24 protein-coding genes are annotated in these 26,176 nt (G+C 57.3%); 8 read left to right on the forward strand and 16 right to left on the reverse strand.

All coding sequences use genetic code 11. The features are described 5' to 3' along the window. Nucleotides 1-4: 4 nt before the first annotated feature. From V4835_RS11405 to V4835_RS11425, 5 genes are read right to left on the reverse strand one after another with little or no spacing between them, the layout of a single operon-like run. Nucleotides 5-1,162 (reverse strand): branched-chain amino acid ABC transporter substrate-binding protein, encoded by a 1,158-nt coding sequence (locus V4835_RS11405; RefSeq protein WP_331412213.1) that lies wholly within the window; start codon nt 1,160-1,162, stop codon nt 5-7. Nucleotides 1,163-1,190: 28 nt separating this feature from the next. Next, entirely contained in the window at nt 1,191-1,910 is a 720-nt protein-coding gene (locus V4835_RS11410; protein ID WP_331412214.1) for an ABC transporter ATP-binding protein, read from the reverse strand. Continuing rightward, entirely contained in the window at nt 1,903-2,670 is a 768-nt protein-coding gene (locus tag V4835_RS11415) for an ABC transporter ATP-binding protein (protein ID WP_032656902.1), read from the reverse strand. The genes V4835_RS11410 and V4835_RS11415 overlap by 8 nt, the downstream gene beginning before the upstream one ends. Next, a complete protein-coding gene (locus tag V4835_RS11420) occupies nt 2,667-3,773 on the reverse strand; it encodes a branched-chain amino acid ABC transporter permease (RefSeq protein WP_331412215.1) in 1,107 nt (368 codons plus the stop codon). The genes V4835_RS11415 and V4835_RS11420 overlap by 4 nt, the downstream gene beginning before the upstream one ends. Before the next feature lie 8 nt (nt 3,774-3,781). Beyond that, complete coding sequence (locus V4835_RS11425; RefSeq protein ID WP_063142690.1) at nt 3,782-4,732, reverse strand: branched-chain amino acid ABC transporter permease; 951 nt, start codon at nt 4,730-4,732, stop codon at nt 3,782-3,784. 170 nt (nt 4,733-4,902) lie between these two features. On the opposite strand from V4835_RS11425, the gene V4835_RS11430 reads away from it, so the two are divergent. Beyond that, the gene (locus V4835_RS11430) at nt 4,903-5,847 is read left to right on the forward strand and encodes a LysR substrate-binding domain-containing protein (RefSeq protein ID WP_063142691.1); all 945 of its coding nucleotides are present in this window, start codon (nt 4,903-4,905) and stop codon (nt 5,845-5,847) included. Here V4835_RS11430 and V4835_RS11435 read toward each other — a convergent pair. The 3 genes from V4835_RS11435 to yddG form a co-directional block, all read right to left on the reverse strand. Further along, nucleotides 5,837-6,277 carry a GFA family protein gene (locus V4835_RS11435; protein ID WP_063142692.1) on the reverse strand — a complete coding sequence of 147 codons (441 nt, stop codon included), beginning with the start codon at nt 6,275-6,277 and terminating at the stop codon, nt 5,837-5,839. The two genes, V4835_RS11430 and V4835_RS11435, sit on opposite strands and share 11 nt — an antisense overlap. A gap of 77 nt (nt 6,278-6,354) precedes the next feature. After that, nucleotides 6,355-7,437, reverse strand: coding sequence for a porin OmpC (gene ompC / locus V4835_RS11440; protein ID WP_063142693.1), 1,083 nt, complete (start codon nt 7,435-7,437; stop codon nt 6,355-6,357). A 620-nt stretch (nt 7,438-8,057) separates the two neighbouring features. After that, nucleotides 8,058-8,936 (reverse strand): aromatic amino acid DMT transporter YddG, encoded by an 879-nt coding sequence (gene yddG / locus V4835_RS11445; protein ID WP_331412216.1) that lies wholly within the window; start codon nt 8,934-8,936, stop codon nt 8,058-8,060. A 221-nt stretch (nt 8,937-9,157) separates the two neighbouring features. Here yddG and fdnG point away from each other — a divergent pair, with 221 nt between their 5' ends. From fdnG to fdnI, 3 genes are read left to right on the forward strand one after another with little or no spacing between them, the layout of a single operon-like run. After that, a complete protein-coding gene (gene fdnG / locus V4835_RS11450; protein WP_331412217.1) occupies nt 9,158-12,205 on the forward strand; it encodes a formate dehydrogenase-N subunit alpha in 3,048 nt (1,015 codons plus the stop codon). 11 nt (nt 12,206-12,216) lie between these two features. Next, nucleotides 12,217-13,101: a formate dehydrogenase subunit beta gene (gene fdxH, locus V4835_RS11455; protein WP_331412218.1), complete on the forward strand. Its 885-nt coding sequence runs from the start codon at nt 12,217-12,219 to the stop codon at nt 13,099-13,101. Beyond that, complete coding sequence (gene fdnI / locus V4835_RS11460; protein WP_032640727.1) at nt 13,094-13,750, forward strand: formate dehydrogenase-N subunit gamma; 657 nt, start codon at nt 13,094-13,096, stop codon at nt 13,748-13,750. The genes fdxH and fdnI overlap by 8 nt, the downstream gene beginning before the upstream one ends. A 60-nt stretch (nt 13,751-13,810) precedes the next feature. Here the strand turns inward: fdnI and ppk2 are convergent, their stop codons facing one another. Further along, entirely contained in the window at nt 13,811-14,629 is an 819-nt protein-coding gene (gene ppk2 / locus V4835_RS11465) for a polyphosphate kinase 2 (protein WP_331412219.1), read from the reverse strand. 176 nt (nt 14,630-14,805) lie between these two features. Here ppk2 and V4835_RS11470 point away from each other — a divergent pair, with 176 nt between their 5' ends. The 3 genes from V4835_RS11470 (at nt 14,806) to araJ (ending at nt 17,045) form a co-directional block, all read left to right on the forward strand. Next, entirely contained in the window at nt 14,806-15,174 is a 369-nt protein-coding gene (locus V4835_RS11470; RefSeq protein ID WP_331412220.1) for a hypothetical protein, read from the forward strand. Next, on the forward strand, nt 15,174-15,680 hold the full coding sequence (locus V4835_RS11475) for a YbjP/YqhG family protein (RefSeq protein WP_331412221.1): 507 nt from the start codon (nt 15,174-15,176) through the stop codon (nt 15,678-15,680). Before V4835_RS11470 ends, V4835_RS11475 begins: the two co-directional genes overlap by 1 nt. 189 nt (nt 15,681-15,869) lie before the next feature. Then, entirely contained in the window at nt 15,870-17,045 is a 1,176-nt protein-coding gene (gene araJ / locus V4835_RS11480) for an MFS transporter AraJ (protein ID WP_063142699.1), read from the forward strand. A gap of 6 nt (nt 17,046-17,051) precedes the next feature. On the opposite strand, the gene V4835_RS11485 is transcribed toward araJ, so the two are convergent. From V4835_RS11485 to V4835_RS11515, 7 genes are all read right to left on the reverse strand, one after another. Further along, nucleotides 17,052-18,143, reverse strand: coding sequence for an alkylhydroperoxidase domain protein (locus tag V4835_RS11485; RefSeq protein WP_331412223.1), 1,092 nt, complete (start codon nt 18,141-18,143; stop codon nt 17,052-17,054). A gap of 10 nt (nt 18,144-18,153) precedes the next feature. Further along, the gene (locus V4835_RS11490) at nt 18,154-19,143 is read right to left on the reverse strand and encodes a putative FMN-dependent luciferase-like monooxygenase (protein WP_331412224.1); all 990 of its coding nucleotides are present in this window, start codon (nt 19,141-19,143) and stop codon (nt 18,154-18,156) included. Next, entirely contained in the window at nt 19,140-20,747 is a 1,608-nt protein-coding gene (locus V4835_RS11495) for an ABC transporter ATP-binding protein (protein WP_331412225.1), read from the reverse strand. The genes V4835_RS11490 and V4835_RS11495 overlap by 4 nt, the downstream gene beginning before the upstream one ends. After that, nucleotides 20,747-21,595 (reverse strand): ABC transporter permease, encoded by an 849-nt coding sequence (locus tag V4835_RS11500; protein ID WP_032656932.1) that lies wholly within the window; start codon nt 21,593-21,595, stop codon nt 20,747-20,749. Before V4835_RS11500 ends, V4835_RS11495 begins: the two co-directional genes overlap by 1 nt. Continuing rightward, nucleotides 21,592-22,536, reverse strand: coding sequence for an ABC transporter permease (locus tag V4835_RS11505; RefSeq protein ID WP_024909556.1), 945 nt, complete (start codon nt 22,534-22,536; stop codon nt 21,592-21,594). Before V4835_RS11505 ends, V4835_RS11500 begins: the two co-directional genes overlap by 4 nt. Nucleotides 22,537-22,546: 10 nt before the next feature. Beyond that, a complete protein-coding gene (locus V4835_RS11510; RefSeq protein ID WP_331412226.1) occupies nt 22,547-24,166 on the reverse strand; it encodes a TIGR04028 family ABC transporter substrate-binding protein in 1,620 nt (539 codons plus the stop codon). A gap of 142 nt (nt 24,167-24,308) precedes the next feature. Continuing rightward, nucleotides 24,309-25,511 carry an NAD(P)/FAD-dependent oxidoreductase gene (locus tag V4835_RS11515; protein WP_331412227.1) on the reverse strand — a complete coding sequence of 401 codons (1,203 nt, stop codon included), beginning with the start codon at nt 25,509-25,511 and terminating at the stop codon, nt 24,309-24,311. A gap of 130 nt (nt 25,512-25,641) precedes the next feature. Here V4835_RS11515 and V4835_RS11520 point away from each other — a divergent pair, with 130 nt between their 5' ends. Next, nucleotides 25,642-26,142 carry an RrF2 family transcriptional regulator gene (locus tag V4835_RS11520; protein ID WP_331412228.1) on the forward strand — a complete coding sequence of 167 codons (501 nt, stop codon included), beginning with the start codon at nt 25,642-25,644 and terminating at the stop codon, nt 26,140-26,142. The last annotated feature ends 34 nt before the right edge of the window (nt 26,143-26,176 follow it).

Genomic DNA, 26,176 nt, shown 5'->3' on the forward strand with positions numbered 1-26,176 from the left:
TGCGTTACTTCGCTTTTGCGCCACCCAGCACGGTCTGCGGCTGCCATTTGCCGTCGACAACTTTGTAAACGGTGAAAGACGGCGATTTCAGGTTACCTTCTTTATCAAACGCGATCTGTCCGGTGACGCCGGAGTAGCTGATGGCGCGCAGGGCGGGCAGATAGTCGGACGGCTCAACGGAGTCTGCTTTTTCCATCGCCGCAACCAGCACGCGGGTGGCGTCATAGGCGAACGGAGCGTGCAGTTCGATATGGGTATGGTAGCGGGACTGATAGGCCTGTTCGAACGCTTTTCCACCCGGCATCTGGTCAACGGGCAGACCCGGCTCCAGCGCGACTACGCCTTCGCCTTCTTTCTGCGCCAGCTGCAGGAACGTCTGGCTGACAAATCCGCCTGCGCCCATCAGCGTGGCGTTCATGCCCAGCTGTTTGATACGACGCGCCAGCGGTGCGGCCTGGCTGTCGACGCCGCCGAAGAAGATCAGATCGGCGTTTTTACTGCGAATAGCGGTCAGCACGGCGCTGAAGTCCACCGTTTTATCATCAACGTACTGACGATCGACAACCTTCACGCCCTGCGCTTCCAGCGATTTAATAAACTGGTCCGCCAGACCCTGACCAAAGGCGGTACGGTCGTCAATCACCGCGATGCGTTTGGCTTTCAGCGTATTGACCGCGTACTGACCGGCAAACTGACCGCCGTCGTCGTCGTGGCCCATCACGCGGAAGCTGGTATCAAAACCCTGTTTGGTATAGGCGTGACCGGTCGCGACCGGTGCCACCTGTGCGATACCCGCATCGTGATAGATACGTGCGGCAGGAATGCTGGTACCGGTGTTCCAGTGACCGACCACGCCCGCCACGCCGCTATCCACCAGACGCTGCGCCACGGCCACGGCGGTGCGCGGGTCGGACTGATCGTCTTCGGACTGCAGTTTAAAGGTCACCGCTTTGCCGCCGATGGTCGGGTGCTGCTTGTTAATGTCGTCAATTGCCAGCTGCGCGCCGTTCTCCAGATCTTTACCGATACGGGCAGACGGGCCGGTGAGCGGGCCTGCCAGACCGATAACCACGGTTTCACCGTCGGCGGCCCACGCGGCCGTCGAGGCAAAACTGCCGAGGAGGATAGCGGCGCTAAGCGCACTGATTTTTACTGTTTTCATTGTATTTCCCTGATGTTGGCTGGTGTTGTTAAACGGGCATTTCGCCCAAATAAATCTGTGCAATCTGGTCGTCATTGAGCAGCGCTTTCGATTCGCCATGATGAACAATGCTGCCGCTGTCCATTACCCACGCGCTGTCGGTGACTTCCAGCGCGAGACGGGCGTTTTGCTCGATGAGCAGCACGGCAACGCCGCGCTCGCGCAGGCCGGCAATGACGGCAAAAATGTTTTCGACCATCTTCGGGGCGAGGCCCATCGAGGGTTCGTCGAGGATCAGCAGGCGCGGGCGGCTGAGCAGGGCGCGGTTAAGGGCCAGCAGCTGTTGTTCTCCGCCGGAAAGCAGGCCAGCGAGCTGATGCTGCCGTTCTCCCAGGCGCGGGAAGCGCTCGAAAATGGCGTTCATCTCTTGCTTAACGGTGACAGCGTCACGTCTTAGCCAGGCGCCCATCAGCAGGTTTTCCAGCACCGTCATGCGGGAGAAGATCCCTCGTCCTTCCGGGACCATGACCAACCCGTCGCGGAGCAGGGTTTCGGGGGTGTGCTTACGTACCGCTTTACCGTTGAATTCAATACTGCCCCTAAAGCTTTCCAGCCCGGTAATGGCGCGCACGGTGGAGCTTTTCCCCGCGCCGTTAGCGCCGATCAGCGTAGCCTGTTCGCCCTCGTGCAGGGTAAAAGAGACGTCGCGTACGGCCTGAATGCCGCCGTAATGCACGTCCAGACGTTCGACCTTGAGTAATTCAGACATGGGCGTTGCCTCCAAGCCAGGCGGCGATCACTGCCGGGTCGCGACGTACGCTCTCCGGCGTGCCGCTGGCGAGCGTTTTGCCGTAATCAAGCACTGTTAGGCGATCGCAGATGCCCATCACCAGCTTGACGTCATGTTCAATCATCAGCAGGGTTTTACCGTCATCGCGCAGGCGGATAAGCAGCTCGCCGAGCGCCACTTTTTCCGCTGCGTTCATCCCGGCGGCGGGTTCGTCCAGCGCCAGCAGCAGCGGATCCGTTGCCAGCGCGCGGGCAATCTCCAGACGGCGCTGATGACCATACGCCAGATCGCAGGCGCGGTAGTGGGCGAACTTCGCAATGCCGGTGTACTCCAGCCAGTGCCAGGCCAGCTCCCGGGTCTGCGTCTCTTCCGCGCGAGCGCGTTTGTGGCGGCTAAGCGCGGCCCACAGGCCGTTACGGGTGCGCACGTGGCGACCCACCATCACGTTTTCCAGCACCGACATGTCGTTAAAGAGGCGCACGTTCTGGAAGGTGCGCGCAATCCCGGCGGCGGTGACTTTCTCAATGTGCTTTGGAAAATAGGGCTTATCGGCAATGGAAAATTCACCGCTGTCCGCCGGATAAAGCCCGGTGATCAGGTTAAAGCAGGTGGTTTTCCCCGCGCCGTTGGGGCCGATCAGCCCGTAGATCTCGCCCTTGTTCACGGCGATCGACACATCATCCACGGCGGTAAGCCCGCCGAAGCGTTTTGACATATTGCGTACGGTTAACAGGCTCATGCTTTCACCTCCTTGTGGCGTACCGGCCAGATGCCTGAAGGACGCACCAGCATGACCAGCACCAGCGCCAGGCCGTAGAACAGCTGCCGCAGCACTTCCGGGTCAATCAGCACCGTGCCGAACAGCGCCTGCTGAACCGGGGCTGCCTGACTGCGCAGCAGTTCCGGCAGGGCGGTAAGCAGCACCGCGCCGAGGATCACGCCCGGAATATGTCCCATACCGCCGAGCACCACCATCGCCAGTACGGCAATGGATTCCTGTAACGTGAAGGATTCCGGGGAGACAAAGCCCTGAAACGCGCCGAAAAGGGCACCCGCCACGCCGCCAAAAGAGGCACCCATCGCAAAGGCCAGCAGCTTATAGTTACGCACGTTGATGCCCATCGCCCGTGCGACGTCTTCATCCTCACGGATGGCGTGCCAGGCGCGACCAATACGGGAATGCTGCAGGCGCAGGCAGACAAAAATAATCGCCACAATCACCAGCATCAGCAGGTAGTACCACAGCCACAGCGCGGGCACTTTGAAACCAAACCAGTGGTATACGCCGCTAAACTTCAGGCCGAACAGATTCAGCGTATCCACCCCGGTAATGCCCTTTGCACCGTTGGTGATGTTCACCGGACGGTCGAGGTTGCGCATCAGGATGCGGATGATTTCACCAAAGCCGAGGGTCACTATCGCCAGATAGTCCCCGCGCAGCTTCAGCGTGGGAGCACCCAGTAAAATGCCGCAGACCGCAGCGACGAGCGCCGCCAGCGGAATAATCAGCAGATATGACGTGTGCAGCCCGTCCGGGAACCAGACGCCGAGGACAGGAAACACCTCCAGCAGGTGTGGCGAGGCCATCAGTGCAGCGAGGTAAGCCCCGACCGCGTAAAAAGCGATAAACCCCATATCCAGCAGGCCGGTATAGCCCACCACAATATTGAGCCCCAGCGCCAGCATGATATAGATCAGGGCGAAGTCGATAACGCGCACCCAGTAGTTGCCGCCAAGCTGCGTGGCCACCACGGGGGCAACCAGCAGCGCGAGGCAGAACAGAACCATGCCTGACCAGAATTTGCGCGGCGCCGCCGGGGTTTGTAGTTGAAGAGTTGTCATCTTTTTCCTTATGCCCTGTGCGCCACGCGCTCGCCCAGCAGGCCTGCCGGACGGAAGACCAGCACCAGAATCAGGACCATGAAGGCAAAAACGTCCTGATAGTTGCTGCCAAAGACGCCGTGGGTCAGCTCCCCCAGATAACCTGCGCCCAGCGCTTCGATAATGCCGAGCAGGATCCCGCCAATCATGGCGCCGCGAATGTTGCCAATCCCGCCCAGCACGGCGGCGGTGAAGGCTTTAATCCCCGGCAGGAAGCCCATCGAGAAGCTGGCGTTGCCGTAGTTGCTCGCCATCATCACGCCTGCCAGCGCGGCAAATACGCCGCCAATGGCGAACGTCAGGGCAATAATGGCGTTGGGGTTAACCCCCATCAGCGTGGCCACGCGCGGGTTTTCCGCCACGGCGCGCATGCCGCGGCCCAGGCGGGTGTATTCCACCAGCAGCCAAAGCCCGGTCATTACCGCAAGCGCCAGCGCCACGGTAACAATGCCGGTGACGGTCACAATGGCAGGGGGATGCAGTTCACTTCCTGACGTCACGGCGATCGGGTCCATGGGCAGGATCTGCGGGAACATCAGCGGGTTGCGCGTCCAGATAATCATCGCCACGGTTTGCAGCAGGACAGAGACGCCGATACCCGAGATCAGCGGCGCCAGGCGCGGGGCGTTGCGCAGTCGGCGGTAGGCAAAACGCTCTACTGCCATTGCCAGCAGGGCGCAAACGGCCATGGCAATCGCCAGGGCAACGCCAAGCTGCAACAGCAGCGGCATGTGCGGAAAGGTGGCGTTCAGGGCGTTAATGGCGGAGAGCGTGGTGAGCGCGCCAACCATCAGAATATCGCCGTGAGCAAAGTTAATAATGCGCAAGATGCCATACACCATGGTATAGCCCAGCGCGATCAGCGCGTAGATGCTTCCCAGCATCACGCCGTTGATCAGTTGTTGTATGAATGTATCCAACGTCTGTACCCGCAAAGTGCTCTCTCTGCGGCTACCATCCGATAAATGAATTAAATTGTAAAATACACATATATTATTTCTTATGATAAACCGATATTGCATTATCTTAATGATTTATATAAAGATAATATAATCGCATTTCCGGACGAAAAGCCTAAAGAAATCAACATATGAATAAAACAGAACAATCGGCGGGTTTGTCTGCGTATGCAGAAAGCCGCCTGGCAAACGATCCGCCGCTTCGGGCTGTTCGTGCCTTTGAGGCCATCGCCCGGCTTGGCAGCGTCACGCTGGCCGCGCAGGAGCTGGATATCTCACCGTCGGCGGTCAGTCATCAGCTCAAGGTGCTCGAAGGGTATCTGCAAATGCCGCTGACGGAGCGTCAGGGGCGCAGGCTGGTGCTGAGCCAGCACGGACGTGAATATTACCGCTCGATCCGAGCGGCGTTTAACGTGCTGCGCCAGGCAACGGAGCATCTGGCTGAGCAGGCGCAAACGCGTCAGGTCACCATCAGCCTGATCCCGCTTTTCGGCATGGGGTGGTTTATCCCGCGCCTGCCTGATTTCATGCGTGCCAATCCGCAGACCGAGATCAACGTGGTGTATGCCAACCACCGTAACTATCTGAGCGATGCGTCGGATATGTCGATTCGTTTTGGTAACGGCCAGTGGGCGGGCTATCAAAGCGAAAAACTGATTTCCGGACAGATGGTGCCGGTGTGCAGCCGGGCGTTTTTGCGCATTCATGGCCATATCGACACGCCTGAGCAGCTGCTGCAAATGCCCCTGCTGCACGATGAGGAGCGCACCACGTGGCCGCAGTGGTTTCTGCTGCAGGGGGTAAAACGCCCGCTCCGGCGCAGCGGCCCTCTGTTTGAGGACGGGCTGTTAACGCTGGCCGGCGTGCAGGCCGGGCTGGGCTGCGCGTTGATGCGCGAGCCGCTGATCGCACCTTATCTTGAGAGCGGCGAGCTGGTGAAGATATTTGACTTACCCATTGATGACGGGCGCGACTATCACCTCTGCGTTCGTTCAGATTCAGAGATGACCGAGGACGGTAAGCTGCTGCAAAACTGGCTGCGTCGGGCGGCGAGCGTTGAACCACTTACGGCGTAAGCAGGCAGTGTTTGTCCAGCGCTTCCATTTCCGATCCGCTGTAGCGCGCGTATTGCCCGGTCAGGCCAAAAAACGCAGGTTGGGTTTCGGTGTAGATTTCTGCTGCTAGCACCAGCCGACGTCGTTCATCCTCGCTCATCTCAAGCAGCGTCCAGGGAATGAAGTAGCGCGACGTTGAGGTCAGTTTGAACCACAGCGGGCAGCCGCAGCCGGGACAGAACCAGCGTTCGCCGCGTGCGGATGACGCAAAATGAGAAGGGGAGATGGAGTCTTGCTCCACCAGCGGCTGGCCCTGCGTCTCAAGATACATGGCAATACCGCCCGACCACTTCTGGCATTGCGTGCAGTGACATGCGTATACGTCAAAATTGTTGAGGCTCGCGCTGAACTGACTCATTCCGCACAAGCAGCGTCCTTTGAATATGTGCATGGCGTACTCCTTTTTGACGCCAGAAATCCGTATAAAAAAAGCCAGCCACATGGGCTGGCTTTTTATCGTGACAAATCTTAGAACTGGTAGGTCAGGCCTACAGCTACGATGTTGTCGGTAGCAACGCCAGTTGCTTTGGTGAAGCTGTTGTCGTCAACCAGGTTGATTTTGTAATCAACATAGGTAGACATGTTTTTGTTGAAGTAGTAGCTCGCGCCAACGTCAACGTATTCAACCAGATCCTGGTCGCCGTATGAACCGATGTCTTTACCTTTGGATTTCAGGTAAGCGATGGATGGACGCAGGCCGAAGTCGAACTGGTACTGAGCAACAACTTCGAAGTTCTGAGCTTTGTTCGCGATATAACCGTCACCGAAGTTGGTCATGTTGCGGGTTTCAGAGTAGGTAGTTGCCAGGTAGATGTTGTTCGCATCGTATTTCAGGCCAGCAGCCCATACTTCTGCGTTCTCACCGCCAGCGTTAACGGTGTTAGCGACTCGACCTGCAGCAACCTGACGGTCAGTACGGTCAGATTTAGCGTAGGTTGCACCAACACCGAAGCCGTCCATTTCATAGGTAGAAGACAGACCCCAGCCGTCACCGTTCGCTTCGGTGATGTCATTACGGTCGTTTTTACCCTGGTACTGAGCAGCAACGTTCAGACCGTCAACCAGACCGAAGAAGTCGGTGTTACGGTAGGTTGCAACGCCAGTCGTACGGCCAGTCATAAAGCCATCGGTCTGAGTCCAGGTATCGCCACCGAACTCTGGCAGAACGTCAGTCCATGCGCCGATGTCGTAAGCAACACCGTAGTTACGACCGTAGTCGAATGAACCGAATTCGTTGAATTTCAGACCCGCGAATGCCAGACGGGTTTTGTTGCCGTCAGCGCCCTGGGATTCAGAACGGTTGCCTTTGAACTCATATTCCCACTGGCCGTAACCGGTCAGCTGATCGTTGATCTGAGTTTCGCCTTTGAAGCCCAGACGAACGTAAGTTTTGTCGCCGTCGTTGCTGGAATCATCAGAGAAATAGTGCAGACCTGTTACTTTACCGTACAGATCCAGCTTGTTACCGTCTTTGTTATAAACTTCAGCCGCGTTTACAACGCCTGCTGCCAACATGGAAGTCACTGCCACTGCAACTAATTTAAGTTTCATCTTAAATATTCCTTATAATTTTCTTTGGTATTTCCTGAGCCACTTTGAACAATTTCTAAACGAGGCTAATCGTCAATGGCATGCTATTTTTAGAAATCTTGTAGTCCTATTTCAATAATAAGTTTCAAATTATTAGTAATAATTTCAGTTAGTGTGATCGAGATCGGGTAAATGACGGTGAAATGGCGTGAATTGATGAATATTCATTCAATTTTTTGCGTGATTGATTGCCGGTAATATAGTTTCGATGTGGTTTTATAAAAAATGGTAATTATCGGTATTTTCGTTCTTTTGGTGGGTGGTGAGTGGCTATTTGAGCCGTAATGCCTTGTTTTAAACCTTTTATGTACGGAATTTCCGTTCTATTAAATGAAATAAACAGAAACACACTATTGCACTTTGTGCTATTAAGATCGTGAGTATTCGCAAGTAACTAATCACGAGCCGGTGTCAATTTATGTCAATGGAAGTGAATGGAAATTTACGAAAGGACGCTAATATAAACAGAGTCTAAACACGCGCACTACTGGCCTGATGAATATTTTGGCGTGCGCTCACATATTAAATTTATGTTAATTTTTTGCTGTCGGGATAAATATTACCCGACAGCAAAACTGGCATTATTTTCTGGTGGCGTACCAGCAAAGCAACGACCCGGCGCAGACCATCAGCGCGCCTTGCCAGAATGCGAAGGAGAGTGGGGAATTCAGCACTGCGGCGGCAAGCGCGGCTGAGAGGACCGGGGTGAAATAGGATACGGCAGCCAGTACCGTGACGTTACCGTGAAGGATGCCAATATTCCATGCGGCATAACCAAACCCAAGGGCTACCCCGCACATCACGAGTTTTACCACCACCGGAAGCGTGAACACCATATCGGGCTGATCGCTGAGGGCATATTTCACCCACAGACTCAGCGCTGTCAGCAAAACAAACAGGGTGATACCGTTTTGCCCTTTCGCAAATTTACTGGTTACGGTGCAGTAGGCGGCCCAAATAAATGCCCCGGCGAATGCCAGCGCATAGCTCAGCGGACTGGACACGATATTGCGGGTGATTTCATCAAGATGTAACCCCTGTTCGCCCCCTAATACCCAGCAGACGCCCAGCAGCGAGATGGCTAACCCGGGGATCACCCACAGGGTAGATTTTTGACCGTTGAACAAAATGGCAAACACAATCGTCAGGCTTGGCCAAAGGTAATTGACCATGCCGACTTCAATAGCCTGCGATCGCGTTGCGGCATAGCCCAGCGACAGCGCCAGGCATATTTCGTAGCTGACAAATAAAACGCTGCCGGCAATAAGATAGCGGGGTGAAAACCGCCTGATATCAGGAAATCCTACCGTCACCAGACACAGTAATCCGCTGAGGGTGTATATCATCGCCGCACCGCCTACCGGGCCCAGTCCCTCACTCACGCTGCGAATTAGGCCGACCATGGTGCTCCATAACAGTATTGCCGCCAGCCCAATAAGCGTTGCTCTTTTTCTGTCCATTACTTCGCCATTGCAATAAAAATCAAACGAAAAATGTATCGCATTCATCCTGACGCTGTCGCGAATTATTCTCTTAAACCGTTAATCAAAAAGGGGTATTTAAATATTCCGGGGGTGACTATTAAGGGGGTCAAGACAGATGACCTTGATTTGACGCAAAAAAATCAGGGGAGTTACTGCTAGTTTGCGCCACGAAGTCTTATTCGAAAACGAGGACAACAATGGACGTCAGCCGCAGACAATTTTTCAAAATCTGCGCGGGCGGTATGGCCGGAACAACGGCAGCCATGCTGGGATTTGCTCCCAAAATGGCGCTGGCTCAGGCACGCAACTATAAGCTGCTGCGCGCAAAAGAGATCCGTAACACCTGCACATACTGCTCCGTAGGTTGTGGGCTTTTGATGTATAGCCTGGGCGATGGCGCGAAGAACGCCAGAGAAGCGATTTACCATATTGAAGGGGATCCGGATCATCCGGTGAGCCGCGGGGCGCTTTGCCCGAAAGGGGCGGGGCTGCTGGACTATGTTCACAGCGAAAACCGCCTGCGCTACCCGGAATACCGCGCGCCGGGTTCTGATAAATGGCAGCGTATCTCCTGGGATGAGGCCTTTTCCCGTATTGCCAAATTAATGAAAGCCGACCGCGACGCCAACTTTATTGAAAAGAACGCGCAGGGCGTAACGGTCAACCGCTGGCTTTCCACCGGGATGCTGTGCGCGTCTGCGGCGAGTAATGAAACCGGCATGCTGACGCAAAAATTTGTGCGCTCTCTCGGCATGCTGGCGGTAGATAACCAGGCGCGCGTCTGACACGGACCAACGGTAGCAAGTCTTGCTCCAACATTTGGTCGCGGTGCGATGACCAACCACTGGGTTGATATCAAAAACGCTAACGTCGTGGTGGTGATGGGCGGTAACGCCGCTGAAGCCCATCCGGTGGGGTTCCGCTGGGCGATGGAAGCGAAAAACAACAACGACGCAACGCTTATCGTCGTCGATCCGCGCTTTACGCGTACGGCATCGGTGGCCGATATCTATGCGCCAATCCGCTCCGGCACGGACATTACGTTCCTGTCTGGGGTACTGCTGTACCTGATCGAAAACAACAAAATCAACGCGGACTACGTTAAGCACTACACCAACGCAAACCTGCTGGTGCGGGATGATTTTGCCTTCGATGACGGGCTGTTTAGCGGCTATGACGCTGAAAAACGCCAGTACGATAAAACATCCTGGAACTATCAGTTCGACGAAAACGGCTATGCGATGCGTGATGAGACGCTGACGCACCCGCGCTGCGTGTGGAACCTGCTGAAGCAGCACGTTTCCCGCTACACGCCGGAGGTGGTGGAGAACATCTGCGGCACGCCGAAAGCGGACTTCCTGAAGGTGTGTGAAGTGCTGGCCTCAACCAGCGCCGCAGACAGAACCACGACGTTCCTGTACGCGCTGGGCTGGACGCAGCATACCGTCGGCGCGCAGAACATCCGCACCATGGCGATGATCCAACTGCTGCTCGGCAACATGGGCATGGCGGGCGGCGGCGTAAACGCGCTGCGCGGTCACTCCAACATCCAGGGCCTGACCGACCTCGGCCTGCTGTCGACCAGCCTGCCGGGCTACCTGACGCTGCCGTCTGAGACGCAGGCCGATCTGCAAAGCTATCTGGCCGCGAATACGCCAAAAGCGACGCTGCCGGATCAGGTGAACTACTGGAGCAACTATCCGAAATTCTATGTCAGCCTGATGAAATCCTTCTACGGCGATGCGGCGCAGAAGGAGAACGACTGGGGCTTTGAGTGGCTGCCGAAGTGGGACCAGGCCTACGACGTCATCAAGTATTTCAACATGATGGATAAGGGCAACGTCACGGGGTATATCTGCCAGGGCTTTAACCCGGTGGCCTCCTTCCCGGACAAAAACAAAGTCGTTCGCAGCCTGAGCAAGCTGAAGTACATGGTGGTTATCGATCCGCTGGTGACCGAGACCTCCACCTTCTGGCAGAACCACGGGGAATCAAACGATGTCGATCCGGCGTCGATCCAGACCGAGGTGTTCCGCCTGCCGTCCACCTGCTTTGCAGAAGAAGACGGATCTATTGCCAACTCCGGCCGCTGGCTACAGTGGCACTGGAAAGGCCAGGACGCCCCGGGCGAAGCGCGTAACGACGGCGAGATCCTGGCCGGGATTTACCATCGCCTGCGCGAAATGTACCGCACCGAAGGGGGCAAAGGCGCCGAACCGCTGCTGAAGATGAGCTGGAACTACAAGCAGCCGGATCGCCCTGAGTCAGAGGAAGTCGCCAAAGAGAACAACGGCGTGGCGCTGGCGGATCTCTATGACGCGAGCGGCGCCCTTGTGGCGAAGAAAGGCCAGCTGCTGAACAGCTTCGCGCTGCTGCGCGACGACGGCACGACCGCGTCGTCATGCTGGATCTACGCCGGCAGCTGGACGGAGCAGGGCAACCAGATGGCCAACCGCGACAACGCCGATCCGTCCGGGCTGGGCAATACGCTGGGCTGGGCATGGGCGTGGCCGCTCAACCGCCGCGTGCTGTATAACCGCGCCTCGGCGGATATCAACGGCAAGCCGTGGGATCCGAAACGCATGCTGATCCAGTGGAACGGGGCGAAGTGGACGGGGAACGATATCCCGGACTACAACACCGCCGCGCCGGGCAGCAACACCGGGCCGTTTATCATGCAGCCGGAAGGGCTGGGACGCCTGTTTGCCCTCAACAAGCTGGCAGAGGGGCCGTTCCCGGAACACTACGAGCCGATGGAAACGCCGCTGGGAACGAACCCGCTGCATCCAAACGTGATCTCCAGCCCGGTAGTGCGCATCTACGAAGACGACGTTCTGCGCTTAGGCAAAAAGGACAAGTTCCCGTACGTGGGGACGACCTACCGCCTGACCGAGCATTTCCATACCTGGACCAAGCACGCGCGGCTTAACGCTATCGCGCAGCCGGAACAGTTTGTGGAGATCAGCGAGACGCTGGCGAAGGCGAAAGGCATTGCCAACGGCGACCGCGTGACGGTGAGCAGCAAGCGCGGCTTTATTCGCGCGGTGGCGGTGGTGACCCGTCGTTTGCAAAGTCTGAACGTGCACGGGCAGCAGGTGGAAACCGTGGGCATTCCGCTGCACTGGGGCTTTGAGGGCGTGGCGCAGAAAGGCTACATCGCCAATACCCTGACGCCAAACGTCGGCGATTCCAACTCGCAAACGCCGGAGTACAAGGCGTTTCTGGTCAACATCGAGAAAGCGTAAGGAGCGATTCAATGGCGATGGAAACACAAGACGTTATCAAACGCTCCGCGACCAACCCGATAACGCCCGCACCCCGCGCGCGGGACTACAAGGCAGAGGTTGCCAAGCTTATCGACGTATCTTCCTGCGTGGGCTGCAAGGCCTGCCAGGTGGCGTGCTCGGAGTGGAACGATATCCGCGACGAGGTGGGGCACTGCGTCGGGGTCTACGACAATCCGGCGGATCTGAGCGCCAAATCCTGGACGGTAATGCGCTTTAACGAAACCAACCAGAACGGCAGGCTGGAGTGGCTCATCCGCAAAGACGGCTGCATGCACTGTGAAGATCCGGGCTGCCTGAAGGCGTGCCCGTCTGCCGGCGCGATTATTCAGTACGCCAACGGGATCGTCGATTTCCAGCAGGACAACTGCATCGGCTGCGGCTACTGCATCGCGGGCTGTCCGTTTAATATCCCGCGCCTCAATAAAGAGGATAACCGGGTATACAAATGCACCCTGTGCGTGGACCGCGTCAGCGTCGGGCAGGAGCCTGCCTGCGTCAAAACCTGTCCGACCGGGGCTATCCACTTCGGCACCAAAAAAGAGATGCTGGACGTGGCGCAGGCACGTGTGGATAAGCTGAAAGCGCGCGGCTACCAGAATGCGGGCATCTATAACCCGCAGGGCGTGGGCGGTACGCACGTGATGTATGTGCTGCACCACAACGACCAGCCGGAGCTGTACCACAACCTGCCGAAGGATCCGGCGATCGATACGTCCATCAACCTGTGGAAAGGGGCGCTTAAACCGCTCTCGGCGGCGGGCTTTATCGCCACCTTCGCCGGGCTGATTTATCACTACATCGGCATCGGGCCAAACAAAGAGGTGGATGACGACGAGGAGGATCATCATGAGTAAGTCGAAAATGATAGTGCGCACGAAATTTGTCGACCGCGCCTGTCACTGGACGGTGGTGATCTGCTTCTTCCTGGTGGCGGTGTCGGGGATTTCGTTCTTCTTCCCGACGCTGCAGTGGCTGACCGAAACCTTCGGTACGCCGCAGATGGGGCGCATTCTGCATCCGTTCTTCGGCGTGCTGATTTTCGTGGTGCTGATGTTTATGTTCGTGCGCTTTGTCCACCATAACATCCCGGACAAGCAGGATATCCCGTGGGTGAAAGGGATCGTCGAAGTCCTGAAGGGGAACGAGCATAAAGTTGCGAAAGTGGGGAAATACAACGCCGGGCAGAAGATGATGTTCTGGACCATCATGAGCATGATTTTTGTGCTGCTGGTGACCGGGGTGATTATCTGGCGTCCGTATTTTGCGCACTATTTCCCGATTCAGGTTATTCGCTACGCGCTGCTGATCCACGCCACGTCGGCCATCATTCTGATCCACGCCATCCTGATCCATATGTATATGGCGTTCTGGGTAAAAGGATCGATTAAAGGGATGATTGAAGGGAAGGTGAGCCGCCGCTGGGCGCAGAAACACCACCCGCGCTGGTATCGTGATGTGGAACGTCTGGAAGCGAAACAGGAAAGTACGGAAGGAATGAAGTGAGCGCAGCGCCGTCGGCTTTGCCCGGCGGCGCTGCGCTTGCGCGGGCCTACTCCTGCTATATCAGAACCGCTCCTGCACATACCGGAACGGGTATTTTGTGGGTTTGACTTTACCAATTTTACGTTTCGGTAAATCCACCTTGTCTACGTGTATTTCTTTATAGGGGATCTGCGAAAGCAGGTGCGAAATAATATTCAGGCGCACGCGTTTTTTATCTTCTGAACGCGCCACAAACCACGGTGCCCAGGCGGTATCGGTGGCTTCAAACATAGCGTCGCGCGCGAGGGTATACTGGTCCCACAGGTTAAAGGATTTAATATCCATCGGCGAAAGCTTCCAGATTTTACGACCGTCGTTAATACGATCGCGCAGGCGGCGCTCCTGCTCTTTAGGCGTCACCTCCAGCCAGTACTTCAGCAGGATAATCCCGGCATCCACCATCGCTTTTTCCATGACCGGTGCGCCGTCCAAAAATTTCTCCGCCTGTTCCTCCGTGCAGAAACCCATTACCCGTTCCACGCCCGCGCGGTTATACCAGCTGCGATCGAATATCACTATTTCGCCAGCCGAAGGCAGATGCGGCACATAGCGCTGGAAGTAGAGCTGACTTTTTTCTTTATCAGTTGGCGCCGGCAGCGCAACAACGCGAAACACGCGAGGACTGACGCGCTCGGTGATCGCTTTAATGGTACCGCCTTTACCGGCACCGTCGCGTCCTTCAAAAACAATACACACTTTGAGACCTTTGGCGACGACCCACTGCTGGAGCTTAACCAGTTCCACGTGCAGGCGACGAAGCTCTTTTTCGTACTCTTTGGTCTTAAGCGGTGCATTCGTTTCGACATCAACAGCGACACTGGTTTTCTTTTTGCTTCCCATGATTGTCATCCTCAGGTTATCCGGCGCGGGAAAAAGCGAGGCCGCACTATGAAGTGTAATCCACCTGATATTATACGTAATCTTTTTAGGTAATTAATTTTACAGCACTTTTAAACCCGCGCGCTATGTGTGGTTAGCGTGATAATTTCATTCTTATTTACTTAAAGGAACTAAGAATGAGTTGGAATAAAGAAGCTGCGGTTTCGTATCTCCGTTCACACGCTCTGGGGCACTCTCATAGTGAATGTGCTAAGTTTACCCGCCTGGCCATTCTGGCTGGAGGTGTTAAGGTGCCGAACACAGATTATGCAAAAGATTATGGGGCGGAATTATTACGAGCTGGATTCAGTGAGCTGCCGCCCGGTTCAACTTTAATTTCTGGCGATGTGGCTGTGATACAGCCGTATCCTGGTGGAAATGGCATAGGTCACATGACTATGTATGACGGTACGCAGTGGATTTCTGACTTTATTCAAAAAAGCATGTATCCGGGGCCTGGGTACCGCAAAATGCAACCATCTTTTAAAATTTACAGGATGCATTAATGAAAAGGATATTTTTATCATTCGTTATGTTGCTGGTGGGATGTAGTTCGGCTGCCAATCAAGACCATAGCGCACAAGACACCACCGAATTATTTTATAAATCCTATCTTTCTGCATACGGCAGCGATGAAGCCAGGCCTTATCCTGACGACGAACTGCGTAAATATGTTTCTGCTGATACTCTTACTCGCATTAGTGCCATTCAGGAAATCTCTGAACAAGAGTTAATAGAGTCTGACTATTTTACGTATACCCAGGATTACTCTCGCGAATGGATACCCGCGTTACGAGTGGAAAACGCCAGGCCATTTTTAAACGGTGAAGTAGTCCAGGTCACTGAAGGGGCGGGTAACGGGCGAACCATACACCTTGAAGTATTTCTTCGTCGTGAAGATGAAGCATGGAAAATCTACCGCGTTCGTGACATAACGAACAATCACGAGCACCCAATTTTCAATGCTGGCGCTATTACACGCGCCAAAACAGTGGCAGAAAGCGCACTGTGAAAGCTACACCTTAAACCTTTTGAAGCCCTGACACCTGCCGGGGCTTTTTATTTGCCTCTCCTGCCGCGTAGCAATTGGAGAAAACTCCTGAAATAATGGATTAACCTGTCAGCCAACCGATTTGAACTGGCTCACCATACAAGATTATTCAATAATGCCCGTCGCGAGTGATTAACCAGTGGTTGAAGTATGAAAAAGACAATTTTTTCGTTGGCACTTGGCACATTTGGCCTCGGGATGGCTGAATTTGGCATTATGGGCGTGCTCACCGAACTGGCGCATGACACGGGTATTTCGATTCCCTCCGCCGGGAATATGATCTCGTTTTATGCTTTCGGTGTGGTGATTGGCGCTCCGATTATGGCGCTGTTTTCCGGTAAGTTCTCCTTAAAAACCACGCTGCTGTTTCTGGTGGCGATGTCCGCTGTCGGCAATGCCCTGTTTACGTTTTCCACGTCGTACTTCTGGCTGGCGCTGGGACGGCTGATTTCTGGTTTTCCGCACGGGGCCATTTTTGGCGTCGGGGCGATTATCCTCTCGAAAATTGCGCCACCGGGTAAGGTGACGGTCGCGGTGGCGGGAATGATCGCCGGTATGACCGTAGCCAACCTGGTGGGCGTACCGCTGGGGACCTGGCTCGGGCACCAGTTCAGCTGGCGTTATACCTTTTTTCTGATTGCCGTGTTCGACGCGCTGGTGATCCTTTCGGTTCTGCTCTGGGTGCCGGACATCCACGACACGTCAGAAATCAAATTGACCGAGCAGTTCCACTTTCTGAAAAAACCAGAACCCTGGCTGATTTTTGCCGCCACCATGTTTGGCAACGCCGGCGTGTTCGCGTGGTTCAGCTTCGTTAAGCCGTTTATGGTCAACGTTTCAGGCTTCACCGAAGGCGTGATGACGATCGTCATGATGCTGATGGGGCTTGGCATGGTGTTGGGCAATCTGCTGAGCGGTAAACTCTCGGGCCGGTTTAGCCCGCTGCGCATTGCGGCCACCACCGACATGGTGATTGTCGCCTCACTGCTGCTGCTTTTCGCCTTTGGCGAACTGAAAACGGCCTCGCTGGTCATGGGCTTTATCTGCTGTGCCGGGCTGTTCGCACTCTCTGCGCCGCTACAAATTCTGCTTCTGCAAAATGCGAAGGGCGGTGAGATGCTGGGGGCGGCAGGGGGGCAGATGGCGTTTAATCTCGGCAGCGCGATTGGCGCGTATTTTGGCGGGATGATGATTACCTTCGGCTTTAGCTGGCGTTACGTCACGCTGCCGGCAGCAATACTCTCTTTCTCGGCCATGAGTGCGCTGCTGATCTACGGTCATCTTCGGGCCAGACGGGCTCAGGCTAACGCTCGCGCGCTAGCCTGACAGGTTTCAGGCAAGCCAGGGCTCACCCAGGGTCAGCATCAGGCGGTTGGCCCAGGCGAAGAACGCGGCGGACTGCACCAGATCAAGCTGCGCTAAGGTATCCAGCCCCTCTTTTTCCAGCGCGGCAAGGTGCAGCGGCGTGGCGGCAGGCGGCGTGACCGACAGCGCCGCCGCAAAATTGATTTCCGCCTGCCAGCGTGCGGAGTGCCCCTCGCTCAGAGATTGCCCCGGACGCACCGCCAGAAGCGCCTCTACCGCAGCGTCATCCTTTGACAGCTGGCTGGCCTTACGCGCATGGACAGATGCGCAGTAAATGCAGCCGTTGATTTTACTGGCGACCGTTGCGGCCAGCTCGCGCTCGGCGCGCGGCAATCCCCCCGGTGTATAAAAAATCCCTTTATCCGTTAGCGTGCGCTGTTCAAGCACCGGCAGGTTGCGCCCCAGCAGGCGGAAGTAGTCGGAATCGGTATGACCAAATTTCGCCAGGATGGCAACCTCATCGTCACGGAAATCCGCCAGCGGTTTGGCCGCTATCCACGGTTCCCATCCCAGCTCCTGCTGGGTAAACGCGACGGGGGCCGCCTTCCCGGTGACCGTTGTTGCGGTCGTGTGCCAGATGCCTGCCGCCACCGGCGCATCGCTTTTGGCGACGGGCTTGTCGTTCAGCAGCCGTAGCCCGGTGATGAGTCGGCTCTGGAAGCTCACAAACGCGACGAGCTGCGCCAGGGTAACAATGCCTTCCTTGCTCCATCCCGCCTGGATCAGCGCCTTCAATGCAGCTGGCGTCGCTTCGACGGGGGAGAACGTCAGCAGCCGCGCGAAATTCAGCGCCGGGGTCAGGCGTTCTGAGGTGGGGTCGGCCAGGCCAAACCCCGCATAGTGCGCGGCCAGCGCCTCCGCGCTGTGCCAACGGGCGACTTTTGCCGCCACGGCGAAGCGCTCGTCGAGTGCAAAATCACCATCCTGCTGGCTAAACAGGATTTCGTAGCTGCCCTGCGCGTGGCGCGTGGCGGCATCACGCGTGGCGCGCGCCTCTGCCAGAGGGGAACCGGGTTTAATTTCCGCCAGCTCGGCGAGAATGTCCTGACTTAATGACATAGGTGTCTCCTCAAAGGATGTGGGGGGCAATACGTTCGGCGATCAGTTCGATGGACCGCAGCGTGTCGCGATGCGTGGGTTCGACCGAATGAACCTGGAATGAGATATCCGTGGCGCGCCTGAGAATGGAATCCGCATTCAGCGAATGCAGCACCGTATCGGGCGAACCAATATGGGCGTCGAACTGGCGGCGATAATCGGTGACACCGTCACCTTTAGCCGTGAGCCCGGCAGCGCGATGCTGCTGGGCTTGCTTCGTGAGGCCCGGCGCCGCGACCTTGAGCGCATAGTCGTCGCTGTCGGCGACGAACGCCGTGCGGGAGGCCAGAATACGCGGCGCGATGCCCGCCGGCAGCGCATCGAGATAGGCATCCACAATCGGGTTCTGGATCTCGTCGAGCGTTAAATCAAGCCGATCTGCCGGGCGCGGCTGCGTGCGCGAGAGCATTAAACCGTGTCCGGCCTGCGCGGCGCGAACGGCACCGTCGACAGAGAAGGTGGCAATCCAGATACGGTCAGCAAGCTGTGGCGCAGGAGGGTAAAGGTGGTTATCCGGATGGGTCAGGGAATCCCCGCGCCAGGCGCTTTGGATCACATGCAAATGGTCGGCAAAGGCCGCGCCGCGCTCCTCAAACGTCAGGCCGAACGGCAGAAATGAGGTCGGTGTGCCCCCCGAACCAAAACCGACTTCAAGACGTCCATCGGCGAGTAAATCGAGCACGGCGGCATCTTCTGCGACGCGCAGCGGGTTTTCCATCGGCAGGGTAATGATGGCCGTGCCCAGGCGGATGGTTTCGGTATGCGCGGCGACGTGTGCCAGAAACAGCAGCGGCGACGGCAGGCCGCCTTCACTTTCGTGGAAGTGGTGCTGCGCAATCCAGGCGCTGTCAAAACCGTGGCGTTCGGCGTGGCGGATCTGTTCAGTTGCCAGACGATAGCGCTCCTTCGGCGTAGCGTCGTCAAGCAGGCGGGTGAAAAATCCCAGGCGTTTTCGCGTCATGCGAACTCCTCCGTAGCGGGTGAAAAATGGGGAATGGCGTCAATCAGCTCGCGGGTATAATCGTTCTGCGGCGACGCGAATAAGGTTCCGACGTCGCCCTGTTCGACCACCTGACCGCTGCGCAGCACCGTGACGCTGTGGGCGATCCGGCGAACGGTAGACAGATCGTGCGTGATAAAAAGGTAGGTCAATCCCAGCTGCTGCTGCAGCTGCTGGAGCAGAGCCAGGATCTGCGCCTGGACGGTGACGTCCAGCGCGGAGGTGGCTTCGTCCAGCACCAGAATGGTCGGCTCGAGGATCAGCGCCCGGGCGATGGCAACGCGCTGGCGCTGTCCGCCTGAAAGTTCCCGGGCGGTGCGGCTCAGGAGTTCGACGGGCAGGGCAACCCGCTGCGCCACGGTCTCCACCCGGACCTTTCGCTCCGCCTTACCGAGGCGAGAAAAATTCTTCAGTGGTTCTTCGATGATCTCAAACAGCGTCTGACGCGGGTCGAGAGAGGCAAACGGGTTCTGGTAGACAAACTGGATCTTCTGGCGCAGCTGACGGCGGGCCTCGCGGCTGAGCGCGGTGGCATCAATATCATCAATGATGACCTGCCCGCTGTCGGCCTGTTCAAAACCGAGCAAAATACGGGCGAGGGTGGTTTTCCCGGAGCCGGATTCACCAACCAGCGCATGCGTACTGCCGCGCCTGACGTCAAACGTTACCCGGTCCAGCGCCTGAAGCTGGTGTCCTTTGCCGAGGGAGAATTGTTTGCTGATGGCGCGGGCGCGAATGGCCGGTGACGCGAGCCGGCGGCCTGCTACCGGGGCGATGGTCAGGCGCTGGCCCTGGAGATCGCTCAGCAGCTGGCGGGTGTAGGCGTGCTGCGGCGTGCGGACGATATCGGGGGTGTTGCCCTGTTCCTGAACCTCGCCATCGCGAAAAACCAGCAGCCTGTCCGCACGCTGTGCGGCCAGCGCCAGATCGTGGGTGACAAACAGAACGGCGGTACCCGACTCCCGGCGCAGGATATCCAGCAGATCGAGAATGCGTTTTTGCACCGTCACATCCAGCGCGCTGGTGGGCTCATCGGCAACGATCACATCCGGGCGCAGCGCAATCGCGATGGCAATCAACACGCGCTGTTTCATTCCGCCGGAGAGCTGGTGGGGATACTGCGTCATGCGCTGTTCGGGGTGGCTCAGGCCGACCTTTGTCAGCAGGGAGAGCACCTGCTCGTCGCGCTCGGCGCGGGTCACCTTCTGGTGTAGCTGAATAATTTCTCCGACCTGCGCACCGATGGTTTTCACCGGGTTGAGCGAATTACCCGGATCCTGCGGTACCAGGCTAATTCGCGCCCCGCGAAGGGTATCGAGACGCTTAGCGGACCATCGGCTAATCTCCTCGCCGTTGAGCGATATTTTTCCCGCATCGCGCCGGGCGTTGTCAGCCAGCAGACCAATGATCGCCTGTGCCGTGGTCGTTTTGCCGGATCCGGATTCGCCGACAAACGCCAGCATTTCACCTCGCCCGAGCGTAAAGCTGACGCTATGCACCACCTCTCGCCACTGGCGCGCGGTACGGTAGCTGATCGTCAAATTTTCCACTGAGAGCACGGTCATTAGCGACCTCCGCTGAACTGTTGGCTGATACGGTTGGTGGCCAGCACCACGGCGATGACGACGACGCCGGGGAAGGTGGTGAGCCACCAGGCGGTAGAGAGATAGTTACGGCCTTCGGCAATCAATAAGCCCCATTCCGGCACCGGCGGCGGGGTGCCGTAGCCGAGAAAGCTCAGCGTGGAGAGCGCCAGGATGGCCTGACCAAACTGCAGCGTGGCAAAGGCGAGGACGGCGGTTAACGCGTTGGGCAGGATGTGTCGCCACAGCACCGCAAAGAACGTCCCGCCGCTGCCAAAGGCCGCTTCGACATAATCCGTGTGCCGAATGCGCACGACCTCACCGCGCGCGAGGCGGGCGAAGCTGGCAATTGAGGCCACGCCGACGGCAATCGCGGCGTTAACGGTGCCAAACCCGAGCAGAATAATCACCGTCAGCGAGAGCAGCAGAGACGGGATGGACAGCAGCACGTCGACGAAGCGCATCAGCAGAGACTCGACGCGTCCGGCGAACGCCCCGGCAACCACGCCTAAGCCGGTGCCTACCACCAGACCCATCGTCACGGCGGCCAGCGCCGCGCTCAGGGAGTGTGATGCACCATAGACAATACGCGTGTAAACATCGCGGCCAAGCTGATCGGTGCCGAGCCAGTGTCCCGCCTGCGGCGCCAGGCGTTGTGCCCCGGCGATGCCCTCAATCGGGCTGTAGTGGGTTAACAGGCCGGGCGCCACGGCGGCAAAAGCGGCGAGAATAATCACCCCCCATGCCAGCCACAGTCCCGGCTGCCATTCCACGCCCTGCCACGCTGGAACGCGTTTTCGCGCGGCGGCAGCGTAATCGACCAGACTCATGATGCACCTCCGGTAACGGTTTGCAGGCGGGGATCCAGCAGCGGCATCAGCAGATCCACCAGCAGATTGATCAGGACAAAACCGAGGGCGGAAATCATCACTACCGCCTGAAGTACGGCGATATCCTGGTTATTCACCGCCTGCTGGGTCAGCTGTCCGAGCCCGCTGCGGCCAAAAACGGTTTCCGTGATCAGCGCCCCGGCAATCAGCTCGCCCAGCAGCAGCCCGGCAATGTTCAGGACCGGCAGCAGGGCGTTGCCGGTAACGTGACGCCACAGGACGGCGGTTTCACTCAGCCCTTTGGCCCGGGCAACGGCGACAAACGGCTGCGTCGCCACCTGGTCCAGGCTGCGCATCAGAATTTGTGCCAGCGGGGCGGAGATCGGGATCGCAACGGTCACTATCGGCAGGATCAGCCCCTGCAGCGGCGTTGGGTTAATCACCGGGATCAGCCGTAGCTGAAAGGAAAAAAGCTGGATGAGGGCAATCCCCAGCCAGAACGTCGGTAAGGAGATAAACAGGACCGGCAGAGACTGGAGGGTATTGCTCAGCCAGCGCAGACCCGGCAGACGCGATGCAAAGGCCAGCGCAAACGCCAGCAGGACCGCGAGTACAAACGCGGGCAGGGCGAGACTCAGGGTATCCGGCAGATTGCTGGCAATCAGTTCGCTGACCGGCACGCCTGCCTGTAGCGAATAGCCGAAATCACCGCGCAGCATCGCCAGCAGCGTGTGGCCGTATTGCTGCCACAGCGGGCTGTCCGCGCCGTAGGCCACGCGCATCTCCTCGATTTGCGCCGGGCTTAAGCCCAGGTCCGGGTTCTGAAATTTAATCAGCACCGCGTCGCCCGGCAGCACCTGGAGCAACACGAACGAGAGGGTAAAGGCGGCCCACAGTACCAGCAGCCCGTGCCCAAAGCGTTGAAGAAGTGCGTGGCGCATCGTCAGCTCCTCAGTGTTTCTCAATCCACGCGCCGTAGAACGACGGGCGGCCTACCGCTTCAAAATTGACGCCTTTCAGCCACGGCGCGCCGGCAAAGACCTGCGGCTCCTCGAAAATCGGAATGACGTAGGCGTTATCCAGCAGGTAGCGCTGGGCATCGCCGCTCAGCTGCAGGCGTTTTTGCGGATCGACCTCAGCAGAAATGTTCACCAGCAGTTCATTCAGCTTGTCGTCACGGAAGTTTTTGACCTTGTCGCTGGATCCGCCTTTTTGCAGCAGCGCGTCGCGGTTAGCCAGGTAGAACATGCTTTTCACCACGTCCGGATCGGCGCGGCCTACTTCGGAGACGGTTAACGGGGTTTTCAGCGGGTCAAGGTTATCCAGCGTGCGGCTGCCTGCATCACCGGCTTTGACGCTCAACGCCACGCCCACCTGTCGCCACTGCTGGGCAACCAGCTGCAGCACCTCTTTGTTTTGCGGCTGCGGCAGGGATTCATACACCGTCAGTGCCAGACGTTGGCCGTCTTTGGCGCGGATCCCGTCGCTGCCGGCTTTCCAGCCCGCGTCGTCCAGCAGCCGGTTAGCTTTTGCCGGGTCAAAGGTCAATTTGTCGCTGAGGTCGACAAAGCCTGCGGCGGAATCGGCAATCACCGACTTCGCCTGCGGATAGTTGGCCGAGAAGAGGGTCTCGACCACCTGTTTTGCATTGGTGGCATGCAGCAGCGCCTGGCGTACGCGAATATCGGAGACCAGCGGGTTATCCGGGCGGAAGCTGATGCTGTCATTCACCCCGCGCGTCGGGGCGGCGTAGGTCTTATAGCCCTGGTCTGTCGCCTGCTTTTCGTCATACGCCTGCACCTGGCGAATAAAGTCGGCCTGACCGGCCAGCAGGGCGCCAACGCGCACGCTGTCTTCCTGAGTGACGATAAACTTAATGCCGTCTAGGTTGGCTGGCCCCTGTTGCGCCAGATTTTTGGGACCCCACTGATAGTCTTTGCGCGCTTCGAGCGTCACTTCACGACCCAGCTTCTCGTCCTTCACCACAAACGGACCGGAGCCAATGATATGGCGGGCATCCCCCAGCTCTTCGAAGTTGCGCTTCAGCGTGCTGAGCGAAACCAGACCCGAGCCAATGGTGGCGGTGCCTTGCAGGAACCCCGGCGACGGTTTTTTGAAGTAGAACTTCACGGTCAGCGGGTCGATGACTTCGCTACGATCGTAGTTGTTGATCACTTCTGACACCGGCAGGCGCTGCGCCTTATTGCCTAAACCGTAGGTATCAAAATTTTTCGCCACGGCGTTCGCGTCCAGCGGCGTGCCGTCGGAGAAGGTGATGCCGGGACGAAGTTTAAAGGTGTATTCGGTTTTATCGGCGTTGGTGGTCCAGCTTTCTGCCACCCAGGGTTCCACCTGCAGCGTCTTTGGGTTCTGCCACGTCAGTTTGTCGGTGATTTGATTCAGGATGCCGCCGTTCGGGTAAAAGCCACCGGCAGGAGGATAGAGGTTGGTGTGCGCCTGTTGCTCCAGATAAATCAGCGTGCCGCCTTTGACGGGCGCATCTGCTGCCCAGGCTGCGGTTGTCGCCAGAATCAGCGCCGCCAGCAGCGGCAGACGAAATGGGGTTTGCATGGTGAATTCCTTTGTTATCTTCTTGTTAGCGTCGGATTCATCATCGGGCGCAGGGGAAAACAAGGGAACAAAGGAATTAAGATAAGGATTGCCGGAAACTGAAAATAAAAAACGCCCCGTTAACGGGGCGATGGCGGGGGGACTAGACGAATTTCGCCAACGGATCGGCGGCGGCAAATGCGACCGTTTTGTCTGCTGCTGGCGGATAGATCAGCTCGTTCGTGATGGCGATTTTGATCTTCTTCGCCTCGTCGCGGACGGATTTGACGGCCTGTTCCCAGCCCTCGGTATAGACTGCGCCCCACGCCCCTAAATCCAGGCAGGTAACATAGTTCACCTGACGATAAGGATATGGCGCGATGTTTAGCAGGCTGGCTGCCGCGTTGTGTCCGGCAAATTTCCCAAGCTGGATGGCGTGCTGGCAGGTCATCAGCGCCGTGTTGCCCGCATCGTCCGTTTTGGCGTGCGCCATGTCGCCCGTTGCATAGATGTCCGGATGGGCTGGAACCTGCAGCGACTCGGTAACGATAAGCCGCCCCTGGTTGTCACGTTCGCCGTCAATCTGCTGGCTGAGGGGGTTGGCCTCAACGCCTGCCGTCCAGACCACGGTAGAGGCGGCAATACGTTCGCCATTTTTTAAGGTAACGCCGTTTGCGTCGATGGCTTCCACTTCGCTGTTAAGACGCCATTCAACGCCCAGCTCGCGGCTTGCGTCTTCAATGGTCTTGCGCAAGGCTTCGCTGTAACGTCCACCGATAACTGCACCGCGTTCAACTACGATTACTTTAATCGCCGTATCTTCACCCAATCGAGAACGAAGCCGGGCAGGGAGCTCGGTCGCCAGCTCAATGCCGGTGAAACCGCCGCCGCAGACCACAACGGTGTTGCGTTCTTGTGAGGCAGGCCGTGAAGCCAGTGAATCCAGGTGCTGCTCAAATACCTGCGCCGATTCCAGCTGGTCGATATCAAATGCGTACTCGGCAAGCCCGGCAATGGAAGGGCGTTTGGTCTGGCTACCCGTCGCCAGCACTAAACGTTCGTAAGTCACCGAGGATGTTATCCCTTGATTATCACGGAATACCACCGTTTTTGCCTGAGTATCAATATGTTCTGCGCTCCCGGCAATGAACTCAATATTCAGCTCAGCGAACAGTGCGGTCAGCGGCGCGACCAGCGTTGATACCTTTTCTTCATAGAAGCGCGGGCGAACGCGCAGCTCAGGAACGGGCGCCAGCACGGCAATCTTAAGACTGTCTTTTCCTTCCAGCGCCGACAGGCGAGCGGCACTGACCGCAGCCCACATACCGGAAAAGCCGCTACCCACAATTAAAATCTGCTTTTTCATACTCGATCCTTTTGATCGCCAGGCTGTGTACCTGACATAACTGCTACTATACTTGTCGGAGTTAACTGCGACAACTTCTTTCTGAGTTAAAAATCGTTATAATGGCCTGAACAGCAAACTGGGGTTAACCATGGCGTTTTACAGTTCCGGTGTGGAATACGGCATTCACAGCCTGATGTGCATGGTGGATGCGAAGGGCAACGAGCGGGAGATGAGCGTCAGGGAGATGGCTGCCCTTCAGGGCGTGCCGTACGATTATCTCGGTAAAATATTCACCCGCTTGTCGCGTGCCGGGCTGGTCATCAGTACGGAAGGCAAGGGTGGGGGCTTTAAGCTGGCGCGTCCGGCGGAGCTGATCACCGTGCTGGACGTAACGCACGCCATCGACGGCGAGAAAAATATGTTTGAGTGCAGGGAGATACGCCAGCGGCTGGCCGTGTTTGATGAAACGCCGCCTGCCTGGGTGTGTGACGGTCCGTGCGGGGTACGTTCGGTGATGGACAGCGCGCAGCAGCGAATGGAAGAGGAGTTAGCCCGGCATACCATTCTCGATCTGGCGCGCAAAATGTATCGGAAAGCACCGGACACGTTCCAGATTGAGGTTCAGGAGTGGATTTCGGACCGGCGTTAGTCGTAACAGTAGGCCGGGTAGGGCAAAGCCGCTA

Origin of the sequence: Enterobacter cloacae complex sp. CARB60 (assembly GCF_036487345.1) — a bacterium.
GTDB classification, from domain to species: Bacteria; Pseudomonadota; Gammaproteobacteria; order Enterobacterales; family Enterobacteriaceae; genus Enterobacter; species Enterobacter asburiae_D.

What these genes read in the sequence shown, in the direction of transcription:
- V4835_RS11405 (WP_331412213.1), bottom strand. Translation starts at nt 1,162, where the DNA reads ATGAAAACAGTAAAAATCAGTGCGCTTAGCGCCGCTATCCTCCTCGGC.
- V4835_RS11410 (WP_331412214.1), bottom strand. Translation starts at nt 1,910, where the DNA reads ATGTCTGAATTACTCAAGGTCGAACGTCTGGACGTGCATTACGGCGGC.
- V4835_RS11415 (WP_032656902.1), bottom strand. Translation starts at nt 2,670, where the DNA reads ATGAGCCTGTTAACCGTACGCAATATGTCAAAACGCTTCGGCGGGCTT.
- V4835_RS11420 (WP_331412215.1), bottom strand. Translation starts at nt 3,773, where the DNA reads ATGACAACTCTTCAACTACAAACCCCGGCGGCGCCGCGCAAATTCTGG.
- V4835_RS11430 (WP_063142691.1), top strand. Translation starts at nt 4,903, where the DNA reads ATGAATAAAACAGAACAATCGGCGGGTTTGTCTGCGTATGCAGAAAGC.
- V4835_RS11435 (WP_063142692.1), bottom strand. Translation starts at nt 6,277, where the DNA reads ATGCACATATTCAAAGGACGCTGCTTGTGCGGAATGAGTCAGTTCAGC.
- ompC (WP_063142693.1), bottom strand. Translation starts at nt 7,437, where the DNA reads ATGAAACTTAAATTAGTTGCAGTGGCAGTGACTTCCATGTTGGCAGCA.
- yddG (WP_331412216.1), bottom strand. Translation starts at nt 8,936, where the DNA reads ATGGACAGAAAAAGAGCAACGCTTATTGGGCTGGCGGCAATACTGTTA.
- fdxH (WP_331412218.1), top strand. Translation starts at nt 12,217, where the DNA reads ATGGCGATGGAAACACAAGACGTTATCAAACGCTCCGCGACCAACCCG.
- fdnI (WP_032640727.1), top strand. Translation starts at nt 13,094, where the DNA reads ATGAGTAAGTCGAAAATGATAGTGCGCACGAAATTTGTCGACCGCGCC.
- ppk2 (WP_331412219.1), bottom strand. Translation starts at nt 14,629, where the DNA reads ATGGGAAGCAAAAAGAAAACCAGTGTCGCTGTTGATGTCGAAACGAAT.
- V4835_RS11470 (WP_331412220.1), top strand. Translation starts at nt 14,806, where the DNA reads ATGAGTTGGAATAAAGAAGCTGCGGTTTCGTATCTCCGTTCACACGCT.
- V4835_RS11475 (WP_331412221.1), top strand. Translation starts at nt 15,174, where the DNA reads ATGAAAAGGATATTTTTATCATTCGTTATGTTGCTGGTGGGATGTAGT.
- araJ (WP_063142699.1), top strand. Translation starts at nt 15,870, where the DNA reads ATGAAAAAGACAATTTTTTCGTTGGCACTTGGCACATTTGGCCTCGGG.
- V4835_RS11485 (WP_331412223.1), bottom strand. Translation starts at nt 18,143, where the DNA reads ATGTCATTAAGTCAGGACATTCTCGCCGAGCTGGCGGAAATTAAACCC.
- V4835_RS11490 (WP_331412224.1), bottom strand. Translation starts at nt 19,143, where the DNA reads ATGACGCGAAAACGCCTGGGATTTTTCACCCGCCTGCTTGACGACGCT.
- V4835_RS11495 (WP_331412225.1), bottom strand. Translation starts at nt 20,747, where the DNA reads ATGACCGTGCTCTCAGTGGAAAATTTGACGATCAGCTACCGTACCGCG.
- V4835_RS11500 (WP_032656932.1), bottom strand. Translation starts at nt 21,595, where the DNA reads ATGAGTCTGGTCGATTACGCTGCCGCCGCGCGAAAACGCGTTCCAGCG.
- V4835_RS11505 (WP_024909556.1), bottom strand. Translation starts at nt 22,536, where the DNA reads ATGCGCCACGCACTTCTTCAACGCTTTGGGCACGGGCTGCTGGTACTG.
- V4835_RS11510 (WP_331412226.1), bottom strand. Translation starts at nt 24,166, where the DNA reads ATGCAAACCCCATTTCGTCTGCCGCTGCTGGCGGCGCTGATTCTGGCG.
- V4835_RS11515 (WP_331412227.1), bottom strand. Translation starts at nt 25,511, where the DNA reads ATGAAAAAGCAGATTTTAATTGTGGGTAGCGGCTTTTCCGGTATGTGG.
- V4835_RS11520 (WP_331412228.1), top strand. Translation starts at nt 25,642, where the DNA reads ATGGCGTTTTACAGTTCCGGTGTGGAATACGGCATTCACAGCCTGATG.